This window comes from Pseudomonas sp. RIT288, from assembly GCF_000631985.1.
Classification (GTDB): domain Bacteria; phylum Pseudomonadota; class Gammaproteobacteria; order Pseudomonadales; family Pseudomonadaceae; genus Aquipseudomonas.
Map to the genome: position 1 here is coordinate 1 of NZ_JFYN01000009.1, position 24,144 is coordinate 24,144.

Genomic DNA, 24,144 nt, shown 5'->3' on the forward strand with positions numbered 1-24,144 from the left:
GCCGCTGCCTTGGCTGGCTTGGTTTCTGCCGCTGCCTTGGCTGGCTTGGTTTCTGCCGCTGCCTTGGCTGGCTTGGTTTCTGCCGCTGCCTTGGCTGGCTTGGTTTCCGCCGCTCGCATCACAATTTCAAAACTCCTTGCGAGGGAACTGCCATTCTGAATCAAACTAATAGATTGCATGAGTTTAGACATCCTTATTAAGTAAAGAGCACGCTTGCTATTACGGTCACATCCTTACAACTTCACCTATGCTACAGATTTGGCTTCCAAGTTTCTGGACGCACATCCTCTTATTATAATTCGCAAAAAAAATACGATATTTCATCGCAACCAATAATGGAGCAACCTAGAAAGACAGAAAACCAGAATATTCCTTATTAACTAAGACCTTTAACCATAGCGACCAGCACGCCAATCAATACGAGTATGGCGGCACACCAGTACGTGGCTCCATAACCCACGGCAAGAAGCGACGTCCCGATTAATGGGCCGATCACGTATCCCAGCGCCGCTGCCCCAAATGAAAGTCCAGCAACACTTCCTTGCTCCGACTCTTTTACAGAGCTCGAAAGGCTTCCTTGAAGACCGGGAAATAAGAACGCAAATCCAGCCCCTGCGAGAGACGCTCCCACCGTAATCTGCTCAATCGTGACAGCGCCAAGCGCGATTGATGCAAGACCAGTAAATGCAAGTGCACCACCGATAGAAATTGCTTTGAGGGGGCCTGGTTTAAAATACTGAATTATAAAAAATTGAGTTACCACCATTGCTACGGCAAGCCCAAATACCACAACTCCTGTTTGTTTTACAGTTTCAGCTGCATTCAAGTGCAATGTGTCTTGGACATGAAAGGCGATAGACTGCTGTAGGGCTGAAAAGCCTACATAAACCAGAACAGTAGCCAGCAAACCTCCGATAACTCTAGAATCGAACAGGTGCAATGCATTGGTTTTATGAACAGCTTCAGGTGAAAGATTTCCATTTGGCCTGTCTAGCAAAAACATTCCTAACAGGACATTTAAAAAGGCGAGAGCTCCAACAACGTACAGCGGGCAGAGCAATCCGTATCCTCCAAGGCCGGCGCCCAAAAGCGGCCCCAGTGTAGACCCCAACCCAAAACAAGCAGACATTAGGCCCATCTTCGCCGGACGCTTTTCTTTCGGAGTGACCATCGCAATGCTTGCCATCGCTGCTGGATGAATTCCGGCAGTCATCGATGCGTAAATAACACGAACAAAAATCAAAAGACCCAACACACTTAGTGCGGAGAACGCTAAATTCATCCCAGCATTTAAAACCAATGCAAAGCACAATGAGCCCGCAGCGTAACTGAACATACCGATCAAATAAACGAGACGACTTCCTGAACGATCGATCACCCTCCCCCAAATGGGCGAAGCGAAAGTAAGTATAAAGGCGGAGATGGCGACGATAGATCCCGTTTGGACATCGGACAGCCCAATCTGACGAGCCGCCGGCCCCAGCAACGCATAGAGAAGTGTCTGCCCCGCACCAACTAAAATCAGCCCCATTGCCAATATCAGTTGACCTAGTGGCAATCTAGAAGAACTTTTAACTTCAGAAATTAATTCAAAAGGCGCTTCAGCCATATTTACCCTTCCTTAGGTATCGGGAGTAATTCTAATCGAACACATCGCTCAGCCCGATGTGTTCCCGGCGCAATTTGTAACAACTCCGATCACCCTGTCAAAGTATTTTTTTCCGCACCAATTTAGCTCTTATTTTTTAGGGCCCGACCCCAGATCTGTTTAGAAAATTTTCTGGGCGGCTCGAAATGGTGCGCATTTTCCAATTTAGTGCACGCGAAAAACTACTCAGTTTTAAATAAAAAATACCGGAATGGCGCTTTGATTTAGGTACAACGATCGTGCGCACGTTGCCCGTGATACGACCAGGCGCTATTACAGCGAAACTGAAGAAGCACTCGGCACGAGGTGTCCCTCATCGCGAACACGCTCCTTTCCCTCCACGACGCACTCTTAGTTGGCTCGCTTGCCAGGTATCTCAGGTGCGAGATCAACACTCCTCCTTCCGTTAGCACACCGGGCAACTGGATCTCACGTCCCGTATCGTCATTCCGGTACCTAACCTTCACTTTGGCTACGTAAGCCATTGTCTTCTCTCCCCGGCGGTTCCTAAACACTTATAGTACTGAGTACTTATTATGCGAATCTTGCATATAGCTTAAGGGAGAGGAATGCCGAAAAAACCACCCGCCTTCGAGAGAGGATCGGGATAATTAGTATGTATTTGGCAGGAGTGCTAATACACCTACGGCAAGAAAATGCTGCGCGAGATCGACAGCCGCGTGCGTTTTCTCACCAAGCGTCTCGAAGCACTGAAGGTCGTCAGCGAAAAACCCAGCGATCCGAACAAGGTCTACTTCGGCGCCTGGGTAACCATCGAGGACGAAGACGGCAAGCAATCGCGCTACCGCATCGTCGGTCCGGATGAACTGGATCTGAAACTGGGTCTGATCAGCATCGACTCACCACTGGCTCGCGCCTTGATCGGCAAGGCGCTGGACGCCGAAGTCCGGGTACAGACGCCAACCGGTGAGCAGTTTGTCTATATCGTGGCGATCGATTATCCCTGAGCGTTTCAGCGGCGGGTGATCAACCCCTGCCGCGCGACGCGAACCAGTTGCTTGATCATATCCGGAGCGTCTTCAGCGCTGGGTGCCTGAATCACCGCCAGATCGAAACTGTCGCTGGCAAAACGTGCCAGGGACTCGCCATCCTCGACAAACTGGATCAGGAACGCGGCGGGACCACCGCTGCGACGTGGCCAGCCATCGAGATAACGCAACAGCGTCGGCTGATGTTTGCCGCCAAGCAGGATTTTCGGGTTGCGCTGAGTGATATGTGCCGTGATCGGCGCGGGACGTGCTGGAGGGCGTAGTGCATTCATCGTGTCGTGTCTCTGCCTCAAAAGTCTGCATGGCAGGTGAGAGGCAACACCGAACCAGCGCTTTAGCGGTATTTCGAAGCCCTGTTCCGGCTTCTGACGGCAACTGTCTGAGTCACCTGGCGCCCCGCAAGTAGCTGTTTAAATCGGCGCATGAGCAACATCCTAGAGAACGTGACCGATGAGTGTCAAGAATCGGCCGCAACAAAAAAGGCCCGCACAATGCGGGCCTTTTGCTTGATCCAGAGCGCTCAACCGGCGATGGCGCGATCCACCGACAGCTTGCCGGCGCCTTCGATCATCACCGCGAGGCTGCCACCGAGCAGCGCCAGGGCGAACTCGTAACCGTTGTTGGCCATGAACAGACCATTGCTGATGTGCACGGTGAAGATCGCCACCAGCGACAGGAAGGTCAGACCAAGCGCCGCCGGGCGCACCAGCAGGCCGATGATCAGCGCCAGACCAGCGAAGAACTCGGTACCGCCGGCCAGCGTGGCCATCAGGTAACCCGGGTGCAGACCAATGCTGTCCATGTATTGCGCGGTGCCCGCCAGACCATAACCACCGAACAGACCAAACAGCTTTTGTGAACCGTGGGCGGCGAAGATCACGCCGACTGCGATGCGCAGAATGGTCAGGCCATAACCGGCGCGGGTGAACAGAACCTTGTTGATCAGAGAGCTCATGGGGCATTCCTTGTTTTGCGATAAGTGTGTTGGGATTGGCCGCTATATTAATCAGTTAAATTCATGTTAAAAGCGCAATTATTTCGCCATAACAATCAAATTATTAGATCATTTTCGTGAGGCGACTTTCTGGCCCCGGGGCTCCAACGACTCCCGCTCCCGGTCGAACGCCAGGTAATACTTGTTCACGCTATTAACATAGCTGACGGGGCCCATGCCCACCTGTTCCATGGCAATGCGCTCAACCTGAAAGAACCACTGGTTCGGATTCAGCCCGCGTCGCCGTGCCTCGGCGCGCATGCCTTGCACGCGCTCCGGGCCGATGTTGTAGGCCGCCAGGGTGAACGCCATGCGCTCGCGCTCATTGAGTTTCGGACTGTTGAAAAACTTGCGACGGATCATCGCCAGGTACTTGGCCCCGGCCTGCACATTCGCATCGAGATTCTGGATGTTATTCACACCGACCCGCTGCGCTGCGGACGGGGTAATCTGCATCAACCCGGTCGGGCCACTGCCGCTGCGGGCGCTGGGTTGCAGGGCCGACTCCTTGAAGGCCAGCGCCGCCAGATTCAGCCAGTCCATGCTTTGCGCATCCGCGTGTTTTTGCAGGGTCGGGCGCAGTTTCTCCAGACGCTGGCGGTTAGCCTTGGCCAACGGATAATGCACTTGGTAGAGCCGCCGATAGATCCGCAGAAACTCTGCATCCTCGTTCGCCGGTTTCTTGTAGCCGACCAGAAAGCGATCGATACTCGCCCGCAGCATCGAGGCATCACGGCGTACAAACCAGTATTCCTCACCCGGCTCGCTAATCATCAACTGCCGGTCGAAACGCAGCTTCGGCAGGATCTTGCCCCAACGCTCGGCGATCGGTTGCTCGACGATGGTCAGGTGGAAAATCCCGCCCTGCACCATCTCCAGCACGTCCTCGACCGCCAGCGTCGGATCGACCCATTCGATCTTGATCGGCGCCAGTTTGTGCAACGCCAGTTTCTGATTGAGCTGGCTGACCGCCTCCCCCGCCGCACTGCCGGTCGGCAAGGCCAGGGTCTTGCCGGAAAGCTGCTCGACCTTGGTGTAGCGACGCTCGCCCTTGATACCGACCAGCACCAGCGGCACGTTGCTGGCGATTGGCTCACTGCTGGCAACCGCGTAGCCGGGTTGCAGATCGAGCAGCTCACCGGGCGCCACCAGATCACCTTCGCCGCGCTGCAACGCGCCAAGCAGTTGATCCTTGGCTTTGGGAATGATCTTGAGGGTGATTTCCTGGCCATCGCGAGCGTGGCCATTGAGGTATTGCTCGAAGGCGCGCAGGCGATGGTATTCGACGCCGATGGCCTGGCCTTGAACTTCACCGGAGCTGTTGCGGCTCTGATTGACCAGCACTCGCAACACGCGACTGCTGCGGATTTCCGACAGGTCGCGAACCTTGGCGGCCGGCACGGCTTGCTGTGGCCCGGGCAGGCGCGCAACCGCCGTTATCGGCAGTAGCAGCGACGCACACATCAGGAGCAAAACCGAGGGACGATGCATCCACTCTCCGGAAAGAATACGGGGTGATTTCACCGCTGAACGGTCGAAATCACCGACGAAAACAGAGCGCCTGGAGCGCTGGCAAAGTGCGAGAGACTGGCACAGTGATGGCATTCCTGCCAACCCGGGCTGCGTCGCGGCATCAAAAGACAGCTATAACTCGTTGTAGTTCTTGGCTTTTCTTATAAATCTACAGCTCTGGTATGCTTTCCGGCCTTCGGCCCGAGGTAGAACCATGCAACTCATCGATATCGGCGTCAACCTGACCAACCCCAGTTTCGCCGAAAAACATCAGGCCGTGCTCGACCGCGCCTACGCTGCCGGGGTCTGCCAACTGGTGTTGACCGGCACCAGCGTCGAGAGTAGCGAACAGGCGCTGGAGCTGTGCCGGCAACTGGATGAACGCGGCCAGCAGCTGTTTGCCACCGCCGGTATTCACCCGCATTCGGCCAGTGACTGGAATGCTGACAGCGCGCGCCGTTTGCGCAGCCTGCTGCAAGAGCCGAACGTGGTCGCCGTGGGTGAATGCGGGCTGGATTTCAACCGTGATTTCTCGCCACGCCCGCAACAGGAAAAAGTCCTCGAAGAACATCTGGCGCTGGCGGTAGAACTGCAGTTGCCGGTGTTCCTGCATGAGCGGGATGCCAGTCAGCGTCTGCTGGAAATCCTCAGGGACTTCCGCGATCAACTGCCCGCCGCCGTGGTGCACTGCTTTACCGGTGAGCAAAAAGCCTTGTTCAGTTACCTCGATCTGGACCTGCACATCGGTATCACCGGCTGGATCTGCGACGAGCGCCGCGGCACGCATCTGCATCCGCTGGTCAAGGAGATCAAGCGCGGACGACTGATGCTCGAAAGCGACGCGCCGTACCTGCTACCGCGAACTTTGCGTCCGAAGCCGAAAAACGGGCGCAATGAGCCGGCGTATCTGACCGAAGTGTTGCGCGAAGTGGCGCTGCATCGCGGCGAAACCGAGGAAGATCTGGCGGCGCATACCACAGCCTGCGCCCGAGCGTTCTACAACCTTCCGACATTGGTTTAAGCCAAAAAGATCGCAGCCTTCGGCCGCTCCTGCATTGAGATAGCGAGCACCCTGTAGGAGCTGCCGAAGGCTGCGATCTTTTGATCTGTTGACCCACATCAACCCCGACTTCCAAGGTAGCGGCACAATGATGGCACCTTGCCAAAACTGTTTCCGCTATCAGAGAAGACCTCCATGGGTGCCTGGCTTAGCAATATCTCGCTGAAATACAAATTCTGGGCGGTCAATGCGGTCGCCTTCGTCACCACCCTGCTGCTGGTGTTGTACGCCGTGCAACTTGAGCAGCAGGCCCGCAGCCAGGCGTCGAAAACCTCCGCGCAGGCCCAGGCGCAATTGCTCAAGGCGTGGCCGGCCGGGCAGGCGCTGCCCAAGGCCGATCAGGTGCTGACGTTCAAACGCGGTGAAGTGCCACGCCTCAACGATCAACCCGTGTTGGAGATCAGCGACAACAACGGCTGGAACGAGATCAATCATCTGCCGCTGTTCGGCAACAACCCGCTGCTGGGCGCCGAAGTGTTCAGCCGCGCCGACGGCGAGCAAGTCGCGGTCATCGCCTATGGCCCAAGCCTGGCGCAAGTATTCAGCGAACGCTTTGCCAACTACGCGGTGGCGGTGTTCATCCTGATGCTGGCGATGCTCGGCGCCTCGCAGTTGCTGATCCGCTTCCTGCTCAGTCAGCTCAACACCTTGAAAGATGTGATGCTGCATGTCGAGAACAGCGGTGACCTCTCGGCCCGCGTGCCGCTGGCCTGCAAGGACGAAGTCGGGCAGATGGCCAATGCGTTCAACGCGATGCAGGCCGGTTATCAACGCGTGGTCACCACCGTCGCCAACACCGCGCGGCAACTCGACGTCGGTGCTGCGCGTCTGGCGGCGAGCATGAACGAAGTGCGCCACGGCATGCTCGGTCAACAGAGCGAAACCGATCAGGCCGCCACCGCGATCAATGAAATGACCGCCACGGTTTATCACATCGCCCAGCATGCTGGTGCCACCCGTGATCTATCGCAGACCGCCGATGGTCTCGCGGGCAGCGGCCAGCAAGTGGTCAGCCGCGTGCAGCAGTCGATTGCCGGACTCTCCAGCGGTGTGCAACAGACCGCCGAGATGATTCAGCGCCTGGCCGAGGACAGCCAGAAGATCAACGGTGTGGTCAGTGTGATCCACAGCATCGCCGAGCAAACCAACCTGCTGGCCCTCAACGCCGCCATCGAAGCGGCCCGTGCCGGCGAGATGGGCCGCGGTTTTGCGGTGGTCGCCGATGAGGTGCGCAACCTGGCGAAACGCGTGCAGACCTCCACCGATGAAATCACCACCATGGTCTCGGCACTGCAGGCCGGCACCCGCGACGCGGTGGACTTCATGCAGGAGAGTTCGTACAAGGCCGACGACTGCGTGCAGCAGGCGCAGGAGGCTGGCGAGGCGCTGGCGGAAATCACTGGCGCCGTGGCGCAGATGCGCGAAAGCAACACGCAGATTGCGGTGGCGGCCGAGCAGCAGAGTCAGGTGGCGGAAGAGATGAATCGAGCGGTGGTGAGCATTCGTGACGTGACCGAAAACACCGTGCAGCAGACGGTGGATTCGGCGACCACCAGTAATGAGTTGGCGACATTGGCCGGGGAGCTGAGCAAGGCGATAGGTCAACTCAAACTTTAAGGGACTCATCGCGAGCAGGCTCACTCCTACAGGGGATTTGTGTGCGCAGCAGATCCTTTGTAGGAGTGAGCCTGCTCGCGATGGCGTCAATTGCAACACCATTGAATCCAGCCATTGCGCCTATCACCACCATAGCCAACCTTGATTCGCCGCCCCACCCGCCCCGGCCTATTCTTCAACCATGTGTTCAACATGGATCGAGGAGTAGCCAACATGGGCAAACGTCACCCCAATCTTCCTGCGTGGCAATGGCGCGCGTACCCGAACAATCATCAGCACCCGACCAATCTGGTGTTGCATCTGATTGCCGTACCGCTGTTCATCGTTGCATTTCTGCTGATCGTGTCCGGGGTGTTCAGCCTGAGCCTGGCCAGTGTCGCCATCGGCGTGATCGGTATCGTCGCGGCGCTGGGTCTGCAGCGCCACGGCCACAGCCTGGAGGCGCAAGCCTCCGAGCCGTTCAGCGATCGCAAAGATGCCGTGTCACGCTTGCTGGTCGAGCAGTTCCTGACCTTTCCACGGTTCTTCCTCAGTGGCGGCTGGTGGCGCGCCTGGCGGGAACGCCACCGTTGGCACTGAGTCACTCAGGCAAAAATCGTCACGGTCTGCCGACTCATGGCGATCAACTCTCCCTCTGCGCTCCACAGCTTGGCGGCGACATGTCCGTAACCATCAGCGGCGTACTCGATGTCTGCCAGGTATTTGCACCAGTCCAGCGTGCTCAGGTCGCGTAACGGTTGCACGAATTCGATGGTCCAGGTCAGCGTGCTGCCCGGTGCCGGTTTCTTCAGGTACGGCAACAAGGCCGGTGGCCACGCATCCACCAGCGCCAGCAGATGCGCCTCATTGACCGGTTCTTCCTTGACGTCCCCCCGCAAACGCACCCAGCCGCCCATCTGTCGCGATGTGTTGCCGGTGAACGGCATGCCGCCAACGCTCCAGCGCATCGCCAGGTGACGCATGAACTCCGGGGTCACGCCCTTGATGTAGGGCAACTCCTGGCATTCTTCCCAGTGTTTCATTTCAGCTGCCGGATAGGCGGCAACGCCCACTTCCGAAGGTCGCGAAGCGCCGAAGCTGCCCTGCACAATCGTCACCACCTGACCGTTCTGCATGGCCCGGCCCAGCACTTGGCTGACTGCTTTGCCTTCGCGCAACACATCGACCTCGAAACGCACTGGCACTTGCGGCTCGACCGGGCCGACAAAAGTGATTGCCAGCGAACGCACCGGGCGATCCGCCGGCACTTTCGCGCGCATGGTTTCGTATTGCAGCGCCGCGACCAGGCCACCAAAACTGGCCCGACCCTGACCCCACTCGGCAGGAATGGTCACTTCAGGTTGGCGACGGACCGCCTCGATCAGATCGGAAAAGCGCATGACAACCTCGGCAAGCGAATAAAGGAATGCAGCGATCTTAACCAGCATGGCAGAGCGCCGCAGCGTCTATTCCGGTCAAATGGACTGACAGAAAGGCCTTACATCGATTTCCCACTCAAAGAAAAACCCCTGTAGGAACTGCCGCAGGCTGCGATCCTTTGATTTTAAAAAGCAAAGATCGCAGCCTTCGGCAGCTTTTACAGGGGCCGGGTGATATCGAGATTATTTGAAGCAGCTTGAACTGAGTTTTTCCAGCACCCGATCCGCCTTGGCTTCAGCCTTGATCAGGCCCGCCTGCCAGGTCGCGACGCACGGTTGCAGATCGCTTTCCAGCTCCGCCCGCGCCAGCCACTGCCAGCAATCGTGCCAGTCGCCCAGCGCGCCCTGCGCCGACTTCAACCGCGCCAGCGCCGCCTCGGGCAGGCGATCAAGTTCCGGATAGGCTTCGATGCCATAACGCACGCGCTTGATCAGCAAGCGCAGACGATGCCGGTCGTGGGCCGGATCGTGCAGGGCCTCGTCGAGTTTTTGCCATTGTTTGTGCAGGCGTTTTTCGATGCGTTTGCCCAGCCCCCTGAGCAAGCCCTGGCGCTCGGAGGCACGCAAAAAGCGCGGAAAGGCATCGAGGATGATCAGCAGTGAAGCCACTTCGGCACTCGCCGCCAACGTCGGATAGGCCTCGGCCATCTGCGCCAGGCGCCGTTGCGCCGCGTGCGGCTGATCGTGCGCCAGCAGATAGGCCGCCAACACCTCGCGATCGCGCCACGGCGTGGTCAACTGACCGACCGCCGATGCGGCACCTTCCAGTTGCTCAACACCCGGCAAACCACGCAAGGGTCGCAACAGGCTGCGCAAGCGCCGCACCGTGGTGCGCAAGTCGTGCAGCGCCTCGGGATCGGTCCGCGCAGTCAGGCGCGCCTGACAGGCCAGCAGTCGCACTTCCAGACTCAGGACATGAGCCACCAACCGATCCACCAACGCAGACATCACTTGCTCCTGATTCACATGGCTTGAAGGATGAGTCTGCCGTGAGAAGGCAGGCGCATCCTTGCGTCAAGTCAGCAGCTTAGCGCCCGGCGCGGGATTCGCGAATATAGAAACGGGCTTTCTCGGCCTTTTTGCTGCAGCCTTCAAAGCCTTCGAATTGCTGCTGAGTCTTGGCTGCCGTCAGCAACGACAGCGCCTTGGAGTAACTGACCGTACCGGCGAAACCTTCGGCCTTGGCCAGGTCCAGTTCATGCCACGCCGCATCGAGCTGACTGCCACAGCTGTCACGATAAGCAGTCTTGCCAGCGCAACCGGCCAATGCCAGCGCGATCAACGGCACACAGATCCAGGCTTTCATCACTCACACCTCAAAATAGGTCAACAGTCGTGCAGGTAAGACGTTACAGCGCGGGAAAAGTGCCTTGGCGCCCCATGAATCTGCGGTGACCAAAGCATAGCGCCGAGTGGTCACGGAGTATCGAAAAAACGACGCCCCGGCGGCCCCCAGCGACCCTGGCGATTGTCGCCCGCCCCCGGATGGGTGCATTGTGGGGGCCTTGTCGGGAGGAAGTTTGATGAAAAAGCGTGTCGCACTGGTGCTGGGCTCCGGTGGCGCCCGGGGCTATGCCCATATCGGGGTCATCGAGGAGATCGAAAGACGCGGTTACGACATTGCCTGCATTGCCGGTTGTTCGATGGGCGCGGTGGTCGGCGGAATCTATGCCGCAGGCAAACTCGACGAGTACCGCACCTGGATCGAAACCCTCGATTATCTGGACGTGTTACGACTGGTGGACGTGAGTTTTCGCTTGGGGGCGATTCGCGGCGAGAAAGTCTTCGGGCAGATCCGCAAGATCGTCGGCGAGATCAACATCGAAGACCTGCGCATTCCCTACACCGCGGTCGCCGCCGACCTGACCAACCAGCAGGAAATCTGGTTTCAGGAGGGCTGCCTGCATCAGGCGATGCGCGCCTCGGCGGCGATTCCCAGCCTGTTCACTCCAGTGATGCAGGGCAACCGGATGCTGGTCGACGGAGGCATTCTCAACCCGTTGCCGATCGTGCCGGTGGTCTCCAGCCACTGCGACCTGATCATCGCGGTCAACCTCAACGCGACCAACCAGCGCCACTACAAACTGCCGGTGATCCAGCGTCCGCCAGCGTTTCGTTCGCGCTTCGACAGCCTGCTCAGTTCGCTGGGTTCGAAGATGCCGTTCCGCCGCAAACAGGCCGAACAATTGCTGTTGCTCGAACAGGAAGCCTTGCGCGCAGAGGCGGCAGACATCAACCCATGGCTGGAAGGCAGCGAGCCGGAAAGTCAGCAACCGGCAGCGGCTCCCGAACGCGAAGGCGCACCGAAATCCGCCACCGGTTCGTTCATCATCGACAACGTCGGGCCGGCATCACTGCTGGACCTGATCAACCAGAGTTTCGAGGTGATGCAGACCTCGCTGGCGCAATACAAGATCGCCGGCTATCCGCCGGACATCCTGATCAATGTACCGAAGCGCGTGTGCCGGTTTTTCGAGTTCTACAAGGCGCCGGAACTGATCGCGCTGGGACGGGAGATTGCGCGGGATACGCTGGATCGGTATGAGAGTGAGCAGGGTTGATCGGGCCTGATTTCTCGGGTGTGTTTGATGACATCTTCGCGAGCAGGCTCGCTCCCACAGGGGATTTTTGAACGACGCAGATTCAGTGTGGGAGCGAGCCTGCTCGCGAAGAGGCGAGATCAGCCAACATCACTCAACAACCGATACCCAACCCCCGCCTCAGTGACGATAAACCGCGGCCGCGTCGGATCATCCGCCAGCTTCTGACGTAAATGTCCGACCACAATCCGCAGGTAATGACTGTCCTCGGTATGCGTCGGCCCCCAGATATCCTTGAGCAATTGCTGCTGGGTGATCACCCGTCCCGGATGCCGCGCCAGTTGCGCCAGCACCGCGTATTCCTTGCGGGTCAGCGCCACTTCGACACCGTCGAGCAGCACTCGTCGATAAGCCAGATCCACGGTCAACGGGCCGAACGTCAGCGCCGCTTGCTGGGCCTCGCCTGCCGGCGCCTGACGCAACAACGCGCGGACCCGGGCGAGAAACTCCTGAATGCCGAACGGCTTGGTCACGTAGTCGTTGGCGCCGCCATCCAGCGCCTGGACTTTCTGCCCCTCGCTGGCCCGCACCGAGAGCACCAGCACCGGCGCGGTGGCCCACTCGCGAAACTCGCGCAGCACCTGCTGGCCGTCCATGTCCGGCAGCCCGAGGTCGAGCACCAGCAGGTCGGGTTTGTTCAGCGCCGCCTGGGCCAGGCCTTCGGCACCGGTGCCGGCCTCGAGCACTTTGTAGCCTTGTGAAGCGAGGCTGATACGCAGAAATTTACGGATCTGCGGTTCGTCGTCGATGACCAAAATGGTCGCGGTCTGGCTCATGAATTCACATCAACACAAAAGATTGGCAAGAGAGTAGCGCAGTCGCGATCAGGCTTCATTGTCCATCCCCGGTTGCGTCTGCAACGGCAGGTGCAGGGTGATGCTGGTGCCGCGCCCGTCGATGCCCTCGGCGACACTGATCCGCCCGCCATGCGCGCCGACCATGCCCTGACAGATCGCCAGGCCCAGCCCTGTGCCCTGCCCGCCGCGATCACCACGTGCGGCGGTGTAGAACATGTCGAAAATCTTCGCTCGCTCGTCCTCGGGAATCCCCGGGCCTTCGTCGCTGACCGTGAAGAAAATCTCGTCCTCACTCGCCCCGGCACTCAGTTGCAAACGTCCGTGTGGTGGCGAGAAGCGCGCAGCGTTTTCCAGCACATTGACCAGCGCCTGTTCGATCAGCGCCGCATGCACGAACAGCAGCGGTAACTCGGACGGCACGTCGGTGCTGACCTGCAACGGCGCGAGCACCGCACGCAGGCGATTGAGCGAACTGCCGACGATGTCCGCCGGCGCCACCCAATCCCGCGCCAGTTTCAACGCCCCGTGGCCGAGACGGGTCATGTCCAGCAGGTTCTGAATGTAGCGGTCGAGACGTTCGGCTTCGTCGCGGGTACCTTCGAGCAACTCGCGGCGATCCTCCAGCGGGATCGCTTCGCCGAGGGCCAGCAGGCTGTCGATGCTGCCGCGCATGGCGGTCAGCGGTGTGCGCAAATCATGCGATACCGAGGCCAGCAGCGCACTGCGCAATTGTTCGGTTTCACCGTGCAGGCGCGCGGCTTCCAGATCATCCGCCAGTTGCGCCCGGGCCAGTGCCTGCGCCAGTGGCTGACTCAACGCGGTGAGCAGGCGTCGACGCTGGCCGCTCAAGGTCTGGCCCTCTTTGGCGCAGACCCCGAGCAGCGCCAGCGGCCCGTCCTCCACCGACAGCGGCCACCACCACCAGCGACCGAACGGCAGCGTGCCGGTGCCCATGCCCGCCGGTTGATCGTGCTGCCAGGCCCAGTCGGCGGCGGCCCGTTCGGACTCGCTGAACTCCAGCGGCCCGCCGGTTTCGACTTTCCAGCCACCCTGCCCATCCCGATTGAGCAGGCACAATTGCAGATCGCTCCAGCCGTTGAGGTGCTGGGCGGCGGCGCTGATCACCGCCTGACGATCCGTCGCCGCAGTCAGTTTGCGCGACAGGTCGAGCAGCTCCGTGGTCTCTTCCTGCGTATCGCGCAACGCCTGCAACTGCCGTCGCTGACGCGCCGCGAGATTGCCGGTGAGCGCCGCCATCAGCAGGAAGAACAGCAAGGTCAAAACGTCTTCTTCGCGCTGGATGGCGAAGGAAAAATTCGGCGGAATGAACAGGAAGTCGTAGGTCAGAAACGATAGCGCCGCGCAGGCCAGCGCCGGGCCCAGACTGCTGCGCACCGCCACCAGCAGCACCGCCGCGAGGAACACCAGCGAGATGTTCGGCAGCGGCAAAATACTCGATACCGCCCACGCCAGGGCGCAGGCCAGCACCGTGGCAAGCAGTGCCAGCAGATAGTCGAACCAGACCAGCGTCGGCGTCACCCGCAGACGCTGCTGCGGGTGTTCATGGTCGTTGTCGAGGACGTTGATTTCCAGGCCATGGGCCTGGCGCAGCAAACGCGCCGCGAGCCCGCCACCGAACAGCCGACGCCGCAGACTCGGCCGCGACTGGCCGACCAGCAGCAGACTCGCACGGCGTTCGGCGGCATGCTGGATCAGGGTTTTCGCCACTTCGCCGGCGCGCAACAACACCACCTCACCGCCGAGGCGTTCGGCCAGTTGCTGGGCATTTTGCAGGCGCAGGCGCGATTGCTCGTCGCGCACCGTGCCGTTGTCGACATGCACCAGACTCCATGGCAAATGCCGACGCTGGGCTACCCGGCTGGCGTGACGTACCAGGCGTTCGGCATGCGCATCGCCGTCAACGCCGACCAGCAAACGCCCACGCACCGCCGGAGCCGCCTGACCCAGTTGGCGATAGCCTTGAGCGAGATCGTTGTCGACCTGCGCGGCCGCCGTTTGCATCGCCAGCTCGCGCAACGCGGTGAGGTTGGTCTGGGTGAAAAACGCATCGATCGCCGCCCGCGCCTGTTCCGGCACGTAGACCTTGCCTTCACGCAGACGCTCCAGCAATTCACGCGGCGGCAGGTCGATCAGCAGCAGTTCGTAGGCTTCCTGCAGCACCCAGTCCGGCAGGGTTTCGCGCACCTGCACACCGGTGATGCCGCGCACCTGATCGTTGAGACTTTCCAGGTGCTGGACGTTGACCGTGGTGTACACGTCGATGCCGGCGGCGAGCAGTTCCTGAATATCCTGCCAACGCTTGGCGTGGCGACTGCCGGGAGCGTTGGTGTGCGCCAGTTCGTCCACCAGCACCAGTTTCGGTTTGGCCGCGAGCAAGCCGTCGAGGTCCATTTCTTCGAGCATCACGCCACGGTATTCCGAGCGCACCAGCGGTTGCTGCGGCAAACCGCCGAGCAGCGCTTCGGTCTCCGCGCGGCCATGGGTTTCGACGACGCCGGCGATGATTTTCACGCCCTGGCGCAATTGCGTGTGCGCCGCCTGGAGCATGGCGTAGGTCTTGCCGACACCGGGGGCGGCACCGAGGAAAATCTTCAGCCGGCCACGGCCGTCGCGGGGCAGGTCTGCTAACAGCGCGTCGGCGCGGCCGGAGTCGCTCATCGGGGATTGCCTTGTTCGGTTTGAAATGAGGGTGAAATGTTAAAAGATCGCAGCCTGCGGCAGCTCCTACAGGTCGATCCAGTGTAGGAGCTGCCGAAGGCTGCGATCTTTTGATCTACAGTTTTTCCAGCGCCATGTTCAGCTCCAGCACATTCACCACCGGCGGCCCCACCAACGGCTGTTCGATGTGCGCATCGAGCAGTTGCTGCAAGGTCGACACCGGCAGGTTGCGCGCCTGCGCGACACGCGCCAGTTGATAGGCAATTGCCGCTGGTGGCAAGTGCGGATCGAGGCCACTGCCGGAGGTGGTCAGTAACGCCAGGGGCACAGGCCCCTGGCCGGGCACCTGCAACTTGTTGGCGTCGTCGATCACCCGAGTGGCCAGCGCCGGATTGCTCGGCGCGAGGTTGCTGGCGCTGCTGGACACGGTCGCGAAGGCGCCCGCCGAAGGACGCGGATGGAACCAGGCATCACCGACGAAATCCTGGGCAATCAGTGACGAGCCGCGCACCTTGCCGTCGGCATCGTGCACCAGGCTGCCGTTGGCCTGTTCAGGGAAAGCGACCTGCGCAACGCCGGTCACCACCAGTGGATAAGCCACGCCGGTGATCAGGGTCATCAGCACCAGCAGGCTCAGGGCCGGACGTATCATTGTGGACATTGCAAAATCCTCGAATTCAGAAAGCGGGTACCGCATTAATTCAGGTGGACCGAGTCGACTTCATCGCCAGCAGGCTGGCTCCCACAATGAATCGCATCGCAAATGTGGGAGCGAGCCTGCTCGCGAACGGATCAAACCAGGTGCAACGCCGTGAGCAGCATGTCGATCGCCTTGATCCCCACGAACGGCACCAGAATCCCGCCCAGTCCGTAGATCAGCAGGTTGCGCCGCAGCAGTGCCGCGGCACTCGCCGCTTGCACCCGCACACCACGCAATGCCAGTGGAATCAGCACCACGATGATCAGGGCGTTGAAGACGATGGCCGAGAGGATCGCGCTCTGCGGACTGGTCAGGTGCATGATGTTCAGCACGCCCAGTTGCGGATAAATCGCAGCGAACAGCGCCGGCAGAATCGCGAAGTACTTGGCGACGTCGTTGGCGATGGAAAACGTCGTCAGCGCACCACGGGTCACCAGCAATTCCTTGCCGATCTGCACCACGTCCAGCAACTTGGTCGGGTCGCTGTCGAGGTCGACCATGTTCGCTGCTTCGCGTGCGGCTTGGGTGCCGTCGTTCATCGCCATGCCGACGTCAGCCTGGGCCAGCGCCGGGGCGTCGTTGGCGCCGTCACCGCACATGGCGACCAGACGACCGTCGTTCTGCTCAAGGCGGATGCGCGCCAGTTTTTTCTCCGGGGTGGCTTCGGCGAGCACGTCATCGACGCCCGCTTCTGCCGCGATGGCCGCAGCGGTCAACGGGTTGTCACCGGTGACCATCACGGTGCGAATCCCCAGTTTGCGCAGCTCGGCAAAACGCTCGCGAATACCTGGCTTGACCACGTCCTTGAGATGGATCGCACCGAGCAGCTTGCCGTCGGCGCAGACCAGCAACGGCGTACCGCCGCTCTGCGCGATCTTGTCGATTTCCCGGGACAGCGCCGGGGCCAGATCAGAGCGTTGTTGACCGAGGAACGACAGCAGCGAATCGACTGCGCCCTTACGGTAAACACGGCCCTGATAGTCGACACCGGACAAGCGGGTTTCTGCACTGAACGGCACGGCAGTCAACGTATCCAGTGCCGGCTCGGTTTGCGGGTGCAGACCGCGCAGGTATTCGACGATGGATTTACCTTCGGCGGTTTCGTCCGCCAGCGAAGCGAACAGCGCGCCTTCGGCCAACTCGCGACCATTCACGCCCGGCGCGGCATACACCGCGCTGCAACGACGGTTGCCGAAAGTGATGGTGCCGGTCTTGTCCAGCAGCAGCACGTGCACGTCACCGGCCGCTTCCACGGCGCGCCCGGATTTGGCGATCACGTTCAGGCGTACCAGACGATCCATCCCGGCAATACCGATGGCCGACAACAGGCCACCGATGGTGGTCGGAATCAGCGTGACCAGCAGCGCCACCAGGAACACCAGCGGCAGATTGCCGTTGGCGAAGTGGGCGAACGGTTGCAGGGTCACCACCACCAGCAGGAAAATCAGCGTCAGGCCGATCAGCAGGATATCCAGCGCGACTTCGTTCGGAGTCTTCTGGCGTTTGGCGCCTTCGACCAGCGCGATCATGCGGTCGAGGGTCGATTCACCCGGGTTGGCGGTGATCTTCACCAACAACCAGTCGGACACCAGGCGCGTGTTGCCAGTGACCGCCGAGCGATCGCCGCCGGACTCGCGAATCACCGGCGCCGATTCACCGGTGATCGCCGCTTCGTTGACGGCGGCAATACCTTCGATGACTTCGCCATCACCCGGGATCATCTCCCCCGCCTCGACGCGCACCACGTCACCTTTGCGCAGGCTGGCGGCGGGCACCACCTGGAAGCTGCCGTTAGCCAATTTGCGCCGCGCACTGAGGCCTTCGCTGCCAGCCTTGAGGCTGTCGGCGCGGGCCTTGCCGCGACCTTCGGCCAAGGCTTCGGCGAAGTTGGCGAACAGCACGGTGAACCACAGCCACAGAGCAATCTGCGCGGCGACAAAAGTCGGCACGACGTTGTCCGGGATGAAGCACAGCACGGTGGTGAAAATCGCCGTCAGTTCGACCACCAGCATCACGGGCGAACGCACCAGCTGGCGTGGATCGAGCTTGACGAAGGCTTGCACCAGCGCCGGACGCCACAGGGCCGAGATCGCGGTTTTCGGTGCTTCTGCCGACTTGGTCGGCACCGCAGGTTTTGCAGGAACATGCATATTCATGATGGATTCCTTAGAAGCCCAAGCTCAGGTGTTCAGCAATCGGACCGAGCGCCAGAGTCGGCAGGAAGGTCAGGCCACCCACCAGCAAAATGGTCACGGTCAACAGGGTCACGAACAGCGGGCCGTGGGTCGGGAAGCTGTTCTGGCCGATCGGTGCGGTTTTCTTCATCGCCAGGCTGCCGGCCAGAGCAAGCACCGGCAGGATGTAGCCGAAGCGACCGATCAACATGCCCAGACCGAGCATCAGGTTGTGGAACGGCGTGTTGGCACTCAGGCCACCGAACGCCGAACCGTTGTTCGCGCTGGCCGAGGTGTAGGCATAGAGCAACTGGCTGAAACCGTGCGGGCCGGGATTGCTGATGGTCGCCGCCGGGCCAGGCAGAGTGGCGGCAATCGCACCGAGCACCAGCACGCCGATCGGCATTACCAGCAGGGTAACGACCAGCAATTGCACTTCCCGCGCCTGCAGTTTCTTGCCGAGGTATTCCGGTGTACGGCCGATCATCAGGCCGGCGAGGAAAACCGCGATCAGCACGTTGAGCAACATGCCGTAGAGCCCGGCACCGACGCCGCCGAAGATCACTTCGCCGACCATCATGTTGACCAGCGCCACCATGCCGCTGAGCGGGTTGAGGCTGTCATGCATGCCGTTGACCGAACCGTTCGACGCCGCAGTCGTGGTCACCGACCACAGCACAGTGGCCGTGGTGCCGAAGCGCGCTTCCTTGCCTTCCAGCGGCGCGGTCTGTTCGACCGCAACGTTGTTCAGCGCAGGGTTGGGCTGATATTCGGCCCACAGCGAAGTCGCGCCGCCGATCAGGAACAGAGCGAGCATGCAGGCGATGATCGCGCGGCTCTGACGCAGGTCCTTGACGTAGTGGCCGAAGGTGAACACCAGCGCCACCGGGATCAGGATGATCGACGCGAGTTCGAACAGGTTGCTCCACGCGGTCGGGTTCTCGAACGGATGCGCCGAGTTGACGCCGAAGAAGCCACCGCCGTTGGTGCCCAGTTGCTTGATCGCAATCTGGCTGGCCGCCGGGCCGAGCGGGATCACTTGATCGACGCCCTGCATGGTGACGGCATTGACGTATTGCGCGAAGGTCTGCGGGACGCCCTGCCACACCAGGTACAGCGCCAGCAGCAGGCACAGCGGCAGCAGGCCGTAGAGGGTGGCGCGGGTCATGTCGACCCAGAAATTACCGAGGGTCTTGGCCGACTTGCGACCGATGCCACGGCACAATGCAACCAGCACCGCGAGACCGGTGGCGGCGCTGACGAAGTTCTGCACGGTGAGACCGACCATCTGGCTCAGGTAGCTGAGGGTCGCTTCACCACTGTAGGACTGCCAGTTGGTGTTGGTCATGAAACTGACCGCGGTATTGAATGCCTGGGTCCATTCCTGGCCCGGCAGGTTTTGCGGGTTCAGCGGCAGGTGATCCTGAAACAACAGGATCGCGAACAGCAGCAGGAAACCGGCGAGGTTGAACGCCAGCAAAGCCAGCGTGTACTTCTGCCAGCTCTGTTCAGTCTGCGGATCAACCCCGGCAATCCGATAACAGCCGCGCTCGACCGGGCCGAGAACCGGCGTCAGCCAGGTGCGCTGACCCTCCATAACCTTGTAGTAAAAGCGCCCGAGGAGCGGCGCCGGCAGCAAGACCACCGCAAAAAACGCGAGGATCAGCCAATAGTCATAACTGTGCATAGCCGCTCCTAGTTCCGATCCGCGCGCAACAGCGCAACCAACAGATAAATGAACAGCCCGGCTGCCAACAGCAGGGACACCCCGTCCAGAACGCTCATGGAAGATCTCCGTGTTACGGCGTATTGCCGCGTGTGGAGGCATTGTCGGAAAAGAGGCTGTAAAGGAACGAGACCGAGGGGGTTGGCTGGGCATAAAGAAAGCGTAAAGAGTGGGTTTATGCTGGCGTTACAGCAGGGTTTTGTCCTGTCAGGCCGGGCCTCTTCGCGAGCAGGCTCGCTCCCACATGTTGAAGTGCATTCCCCTGTGGGAGCGTGTCTGCTCACGAAGACGGCATAACTGCCAGCATCGCACCCAACTGGCGCACAAAAAACGCTCATCCAGCTGCGAACATCCCCGATACGACAGCTTTCAGCGCATTACGACCTGACTCACAGCTATGGCACGCCCACTGCACACGCCCTCCCCCGAGCTTTCCAAACCCTTCCGGGAGCATGCGCATGAACACACAACTCAAACCCACGCTGGGCACCTTGCACCTGTGGGGCATCGCCGTCGGGCTGGTGATTTCCGGCGAGTACTTCGGCTGGAGTTACGGCTGGGGCGTGGCTGGCACGCTGGGCTTTCTGGTGACCTCGTTCATGGTCGCGACCATGTACACCTGCTTCATCTTCAGTTTCACCGAACTGACCACGGCGATTCCCCATGCTGGCGGACCGTTTGCCTACAGTCGCCGGGCATTCGGTGAGAAAGGTGGGCTGATCGCCGGGCTGGCCACACTGATCGAGTTCGTCTTCGCACCGCCGGCGATCGCCTTGGCGATTGGCGCTTATCTGAATGTGCAGTTTCCGGCGCTCGATCCGAAACACGCAGCGGTCGGCGCTTACATCGTGTTCATGACCCTGAACATCCTCGGGGTGAAACTGGCCGCGACGTTCGAACTGATCGTCTGCGTGCTGGCGGTGATCGAATTGCTGGTGTTCATGGGCGTGGTCGCACCAGCGTTCAGTTTCGCCAGTTTTGCGATGAATGGCTGGGCCGGTTCCGATGTGTTCGGTGCGCCGGCGATTGCCGGGATGTTTGCCGCGATTCCGTTTGCGATCTGGTTTTTCCTCGCCATCGAAGGCGCGGCGATGGCCGCCGAAGAAGCCAAGGATCCCAAACGCACGATCCCCAAGGCCTACATCAGCGGGATCCTGACCCTGGTGTTGCTGGCGATGGGCGTGATGTTCTTCGCCGGCGGTGTCGGCGACTGGCGCACCCTGGCAAACATCAACGATCCGCTGCCGCAGGCGATGAAAACCGTGGTCGGCGACAACTCCGGCTGGTTGCACATGCTGGTGTGGATTGGCCTGTTCGGGCTGGTGGCGAGTTTCCACGGGATCATCCTCGGCTACTCGCGGCAGTTCTTTGCCCTCGCCCGCGCCGGTTACTTGCCGGCGTCGCTGGCGAAACTCTCGCGCTTCCAGACCCCACACCGGGCGATCATCGCCGGCGGCATCATCGGCATCGCCGCGATCTACAGCGACGGCCTGATCAACCTCGGCGGCATGACCCTTACCGCGGCGATGATCACCATGGCCGTGTTCGGCGCGATCGTGATGTACATCATGAGCATGCTCAGCCTGTTCAAACTGCGCAAATCCGAACCCAATCTAGAGCGCACTTTCCGTGCGCCCTGCTATCCGCTGATTCCGCTGATCGCACTGGTGCTGGCGGTGGTGTGCCTGATTGCCATGGCCTGGTTCAACGCACTGATCGGGCTGATTTTCCTTGGCTTCATGGCGGTCGGCTTCGGCTACTTCCTGCTCACCGGGCAACTGCGCGCTGACGCTCCGGCCGATGCGATGCTCACAGGGCGATAACCCATGCCTTCTGTAGGAGCTGTCGAGTGAAACGAGGCTGCGATCTTTTGATCTTTAAACGCCAAAGGATCGCAGCCTCGTTTCACTCGACCGCTCCTACAGGGAATTAAGGTGCGTCGGGGATATCGGGCCTAGAATGGAACCACTGCGAACTCACTTCGCTCATAAGTGGTATGCAGCGTCGCTGGCGAAACCCTCGCCCGTCGAACTGCCATTAAGGAGAGCCGTTATGCCCTGGTATGCCTGGTTGATTCTGGTCGTTGCAATCGGCTCGATCGTTGGCGGACTGATGATGCTGCGCGACACCGCCAACAAGGTTGAACTGACCGACGAAGAACGAAAACGCGTTGCGCAGCGAAACGCCGAAGCGGACATCAAGGACGCGCAGGATCGCTGAACGAAAAACCCCGCCGGATCAGGCGGGGTTTGTTTTTTGTGCGGAGTATTACCTCCAAGGATCGTGTTGGACTCAGCGGCGCGTTTTTAAGAAGTAGAAGTACAGTCACCATGTCATTTACCTTGGTTAAGATGGTGGTCTTGTTGCGGAGAGTTCCACATGCGTTACTCGCAAGATCATAAAGCTCAAACCCATCAACGGATCATCAAGGAAGCCTCGGCGCGATTTCGCAAAGACGGCATCGGTGCTACCGGCCTGCAACCTCTGATGAAAGCACTGGGGCTGACTCACGGCGGCTTTTACTCGCACTTCAAATCCAAGGACGAACTGGTCGAGAAAGCCTTGCAGGAGGCAAGCGATCAAGTCGATGGCCTGTGCGCCGAGATCTTTGCCCAGGAACATCCGCTGCAGGCGTTTATCGACACCTACCTGTCCGAATGGCATCAGACCTCCCCGCACGAAGGCTGCCCGCTGCTGACCATTTCCTCAGAGCTGGGTCTGCGCGGCCAGCCGAGCCCGACCAGTGATGCGGTACTCAATGCCCGACTGAATCAAATCGAAGGCACCCTCGAGGGTGACAACAGTGCCGACCGGGCCATCGTCATCATGTCGACGCTGGTCGGCGCGCTCCTGTTGTCACGCAGTGTCGCTGACGTCGAGCTTGCCCAACGCATCCTCGACGTCACGCGCGATCACCTCAAGCAATCGCAGGACTAGGCCTGCCAGCGCTTGAACAGCACACTGGCATTCACCCCGCCAAAACCGAAACCGTTGGACAGGGCATATTCGATCGGCATAGACCGCGCCTGACCGTGAACGATATCTACACCCGCACTCGCAGGATCGGGATTGTCGAAATTGAGCGTCGGCGGGACTACCTGATCGCGGATGGCCAACAAGGTGAAGATCGCTTCCAACCCTCCGGCAGCGCCGAGCAAATGCCCTGTGGCGGATTTGGTCGAGGTCACGGCGATTTTATTCTCCGTACCGAACAGCGCCTTGATCGCTGCCAATTCACCAAGATCGCCCACCGGCGTCGAGGTCGCATGCGCATTGAGATGCTGCACCTGATCTGGCGCGACACCCGCCTGAGCCAGCGCCAACTGCATCGCGCGTCGTGCACCACTGCCGTCCTCCGGCCCGGCGGTGAGGTGATAGGCGTCGGCAGTGGTGCCGTAACCGACCAGCTCAGCCAAAGGTTGCGCGCCGCGGGCCAGCGCATGCTCCAGCGATTCGATCACCAGCAGACCGGCGCCCTCGCCCATCACGAAACCATCGCGACCGCTGTCGAAAGGGCGCGAAGCGCGCTCGGGGGTGTCGTTGTAACCGCTGGACAGCGCCCGCGCCGCTGCGAAGCCGGCCAGGCTGACCCGATCGATGCAGGCTTCCGCCCCACCGCAAACAGCGATATCCGCCTCACCGGCACGAATCATCCGTGCGGCATCGCCAATTGCCTGCACTCCGGCAGCACAGGCGGTTACCGGTGCGCCGAGCGGGCCTTTCAAAGCGTGCTGGATCGACACATGACCGGCCGCCAGATTGACCAGAAACGATGGAATGGTGAACGGCGACAGCCGACGCGGTCCACGACTGTCCGTAGTGCGTACCGCGTCGGCGATTGCACCGAACCCGCCAACACCGGAGCCGATGATGGTCGCAGTGCGCTCCTGATCCTTGGCCTCGGACGGCTGCCATCCGGCTTGCTCCAACGCCTGGCGCGCCGCTTCCATGGCGAACAGGATGAAGCGATCCATCTTCTTTTGCTCTTTGGGTGGCGTGGCAAGGTCCGGATCGAAACCGGCCTCGACGTCCTCCGCCGTCGTTGGCACCATCCCGGCGACCCGGGTCGGCAGATCTGCGCTCACCGCGTCCGGCAAATTGCGCAAGCCCGAGCGCCCGGCCAGCAAGCGCTGCCAGACCCTCTCGACGTCACTGCCCAAAGGAGAAACCAGACCCATACCGGTGACAACAATTCGACGCTGACTCATA

General features: G+C 60.4%; 21 protein-coding genes and 1 pseudogene. 8 read left to right on the forward strand and 14 right to left on the reverse strand.

Annotation, left to right across the window (positions count from 1 at the left end; all coding sequences use genetic code 11):
• Window positions 1-376: 376 nt before the first annotated feature.
• Window positions 377-1,609 (reverse strand): MFS transporter, encoded by a 1,233-nt coding sequence (locus BW33_RS09825; protein WP_047598655.1) that lies wholly within the window; start codon window positions 1,607-1,609, stop codon window positions 377-379.
• A 677-nt stretch (window positions 1,610-2,286) separates the two neighbouring features.
• Between BW33_RS09825 and BW33_RS09830 the strand changes: the two are divergent.
• Window positions 2,287-2,616, forward strand: a pseudogene (locus tag BW33_RS09830) (GreA/GreB family elongation factor); the annotation flags it as partial.
• A 5-nt stretch (window positions 2,617-2,621) separates the two neighbouring features.
• Here BW33_RS09830 and BW33_RS09835 read toward each other — a convergent pair.
• From BW33_RS09835 to BW33_RS09845, 3 genes are all read right to left on the reverse strand, one after another.
• Window positions 2,622-2,930 (reverse strand): hypothetical protein, encoded by a 309-nt coding sequence (locus BW33_RS09835; RefSeq protein WP_047598656.1) that lies wholly within the window; start codon window positions 2,928-2,930, stop codon window positions 2,622-2,624.
• A gap of 248 nt (window positions 2,931-3,178) precedes the next feature.
• The gene (locus BW33_RS09840; RefSeq protein WP_007964771.1) at window positions 3,179-3,613 is read right to left on the reverse strand and encodes a DoxX family protein; all 435 of its coding nucleotides are present in this window, start codon (window positions 3,611-3,613) and stop codon (window positions 3,179-3,181) included.
• A 108-nt stretch (window positions 3,614-3,721) separates the two neighbouring features.
• Window positions 3,722-5,143 carry a transglycosylase SLT domain-containing protein gene (locus tag BW33_RS09845; RefSeq protein WP_047598657.1) on the reverse strand — a complete coding sequence of 474 codons (1,422 nt, stop codon included), beginning with the start codon at window positions 5,141-5,143 and terminating at the stop codon, window positions 3,722-3,724.
• 235 nt (window positions 5,144-5,378) lie between these two features.
• Here BW33_RS09845 and BW33_RS09850 point away from each other — a divergent pair, with 235 nt between their 5' ends.
• From BW33_RS09850 to BW33_RS09860, 3 genes are all read left to right on the forward strand, one after another.
• Window positions 5,379-6,185 carry a TatD family hydrolase gene (locus tag BW33_RS09850; RefSeq protein ID WP_047598658.1) on the forward strand — a complete coding sequence of 269 codons (807 nt, stop codon included), beginning with the start codon at window positions 5,379-5,381 and terminating at the stop codon, window positions 6,183-6,185.
• 174 nt (window positions 6,186-6,359) lie between these two features.
• Window positions 6,360-7,841 carry a methyl-accepting chemotaxis protein gene (locus BW33_RS09855; RefSeq protein WP_047598659.1) on the forward strand — a complete coding sequence of 494 codons (1,482 nt, stop codon included), beginning with the start codon at window positions 6,360-6,362 and terminating at the stop codon, window positions 7,839-7,841.
• A 213-nt stretch (window positions 7,842-8,054) separates the two neighbouring features.
• Window positions 8,055-8,420: an Mpo1-like protein gene (locus tag BW33_RS09860; RefSeq protein ID WP_047598660.1), complete on the forward strand. Its 366-nt coding sequence runs from the start codon at window positions 8,055-8,057 to the stop codon at window positions 8,418-8,420.
• A 5-nt stretch (window positions 8,421-8,425) separates the two neighbouring features.
• Here BW33_RS09860 and BW33_RS09865 read toward each other — a convergent pair whose 3' ends face one another.
• The 3 genes from BW33_RS09865 to BW33_RS09875 all read right to left on the reverse strand — a co-directional run bounded on the left by BW33_RS09865 (window position 8,426) and on the right by BW33_RS09875 (window position 10,565).
• Window positions 8,426-9,220, reverse strand: a complete 795-nt coding sequence (locus BW33_RS09865) for an acyl-CoA thioesterase (protein WP_047598818.1) — start codon at window positions 9,218-9,220, stop codon at window positions 8,426-8,428.
• Window positions 9,221-9,442: 222 nt separating this feature from the next.
• Complete coding sequence (locus tag BW33_RS09870; protein ID WP_047598662.1) at window positions 9,443-10,207, reverse strand: CHAD domain-containing protein; 765 nt, start codon at window positions 10,205-10,207, stop codon at window positions 9,443-9,445.
• Window positions 10,208-10,286: 79 nt separating this feature from the next.
• Window positions 10,287-10,565, reverse strand: a complete 279-nt coding sequence (locus BW33_RS09875) for a hypothetical protein (protein ID WP_041069470.1) — start codon at window positions 10,563-10,565, stop codon at window positions 10,287-10,289.
• Window positions 10,566-10,782: 217 nt separating this feature from the next.
• Between BW33_RS09875 and BW33_RS09880 the strand changes: the two genes are divergently transcribed.
• Window positions 10,783-11,820: a patatin-like phospholipase family protein gene (locus BW33_RS09880; protein ID WP_047598663.1), complete on the forward strand. Its 1,038-nt coding sequence runs from the start codon at window positions 10,783-10,785 to the stop codon at window positions 11,818-11,820.
• A gap of 119 nt (window positions 11,821-11,939) precedes the next feature.
• On the opposite strand, the gene BW33_RS09885 is transcribed toward BW33_RS09880, so the two are convergent.
• From BW33_RS09885 to kdpF, 6 genes are all read right to left on the reverse strand, one after another.
• Window positions 11,940-12,635, reverse strand: coding sequence for a response regulator (locus BW33_RS09885; protein WP_047598664.1), 696 nt, complete (start codon window positions 12,633-12,635; stop codon window positions 11,940-11,942).
• A gap of 48 nt (window positions 12,636-12,683) precedes the next feature.
• The gene (locus BW33_RS09890) at window positions 12,684-15,335 is read right to left on the reverse strand and encodes a sensor histidine kinase (protein WP_047598666.1); all 2,652 of its coding nucleotides are present in this window, start codon (window positions 15,333-15,335) and stop codon (window positions 12,684-12,686) included.
• 115 nt (window positions 15,336-15,450) lie between these two features.
• The gene (gene kdpC, locus BW33_RS09895) at window positions 15,451-15,996 is read right to left on the reverse strand and encodes a potassium-transporting ATPase subunit KdpC (protein WP_003226848.1); all 546 of its coding nucleotides are present in this window, start codon (window positions 15,994-15,996) and stop codon (window positions 15,451-15,453) included.
• 131 nt (window positions 15,997-16,127) lie between these two features.
• Window positions 16,128-18,191, reverse strand: coding sequence for a potassium-transporting ATPase subunit KdpB (gene kdpB / locus BW33_RS09900; protein WP_047598668.1), 2,064 nt, complete (start codon window positions 18,189-18,191; stop codon window positions 16,128-16,130).
• A 10-nt stretch (window positions 18,192-18,201) separates the two neighbouring features.
• Window positions 18,202-19,896 carry a potassium-transporting ATPase subunit KdpA gene (kdpA, locus tag BW33_RS09905; protein WP_047598669.1) on the reverse strand — a complete coding sequence of 565 codons (1,695 nt, stop codon included), beginning with the start codon at window positions 19,894-19,896 and terminating at the stop codon, window positions 18,202-18,204.
• 8 nt (window positions 19,897-19,904) lie between these two features.
• Window positions 19,905-19,994, reverse strand: a complete 90-nt coding sequence (gene kdpF, locus BW33_RS09910) for a K(+)-transporting ATPase subunit F (protein ID WP_007963673.1) — start codon at window positions 19,992-19,994, stop codon at window positions 19,905-19,907.
• A gap of 399 nt (window positions 19,995-20,393) precedes the next feature.
• Here kdpF and eat point away from each other — a divergent pair, with 399 nt between their 5' ends.
• The 3 genes from eat to BW33_RS09920 all read left to right on the forward strand — a co-directional run bounded on the left by eat (window position 20,394) and on the right by BW33_RS09920 (window position 22,872).
• The gene (gene eat, locus BW33_RS09915; RefSeq protein WP_047598670.1) at window positions 20,394-21,758 is read left to right on the forward strand and encodes an ethanolamine permease; all 1,365 of its coding nucleotides are present in this window, start codon (window positions 20,394-20,396) and stop codon (window positions 21,756-21,758) included.
• Between the two features lie 229 nt (window positions 21,759-21,987).
• Window positions 21,988-22,155 (forward strand): DUF2897 family protein, encoded by a 168-nt coding sequence (locus BW33_RS28395; RefSeq protein ID WP_003226857.1) that lies wholly within the window; start codon window positions 21,988-21,990, stop codon window positions 22,153-22,155.
• 159 nt (window positions 22,156-22,314) lie between these two features.
• The gene (locus BW33_RS09920; RefSeq protein ID WP_047598672.1) at window positions 22,315-22,872 is read left to right on the forward strand and encodes a TetR/AcrR family transcriptional regulator; all 558 of its coding nucleotides are present in this window, start codon (window positions 22,315-22,317) and stop codon (window positions 22,870-22,872) included.
• Here BW33_RS09920 and fabF read toward each other — a convergent pair.
• A complete protein-coding gene (gene fabF / locus BW33_RS09925; RefSeq protein WP_047598673.1) occupies window positions 22,869-24,143 on the reverse strand; it encodes a beta-ketoacyl-ACP synthase II in 1,275 nt (424 codons plus the stop codon). The two genes, BW33_RS09920 and fabF, sit on opposite strands and share 4 nt — an antisense overlap.
• Window position 24,144: the final 1 nt, after the last annotated feature.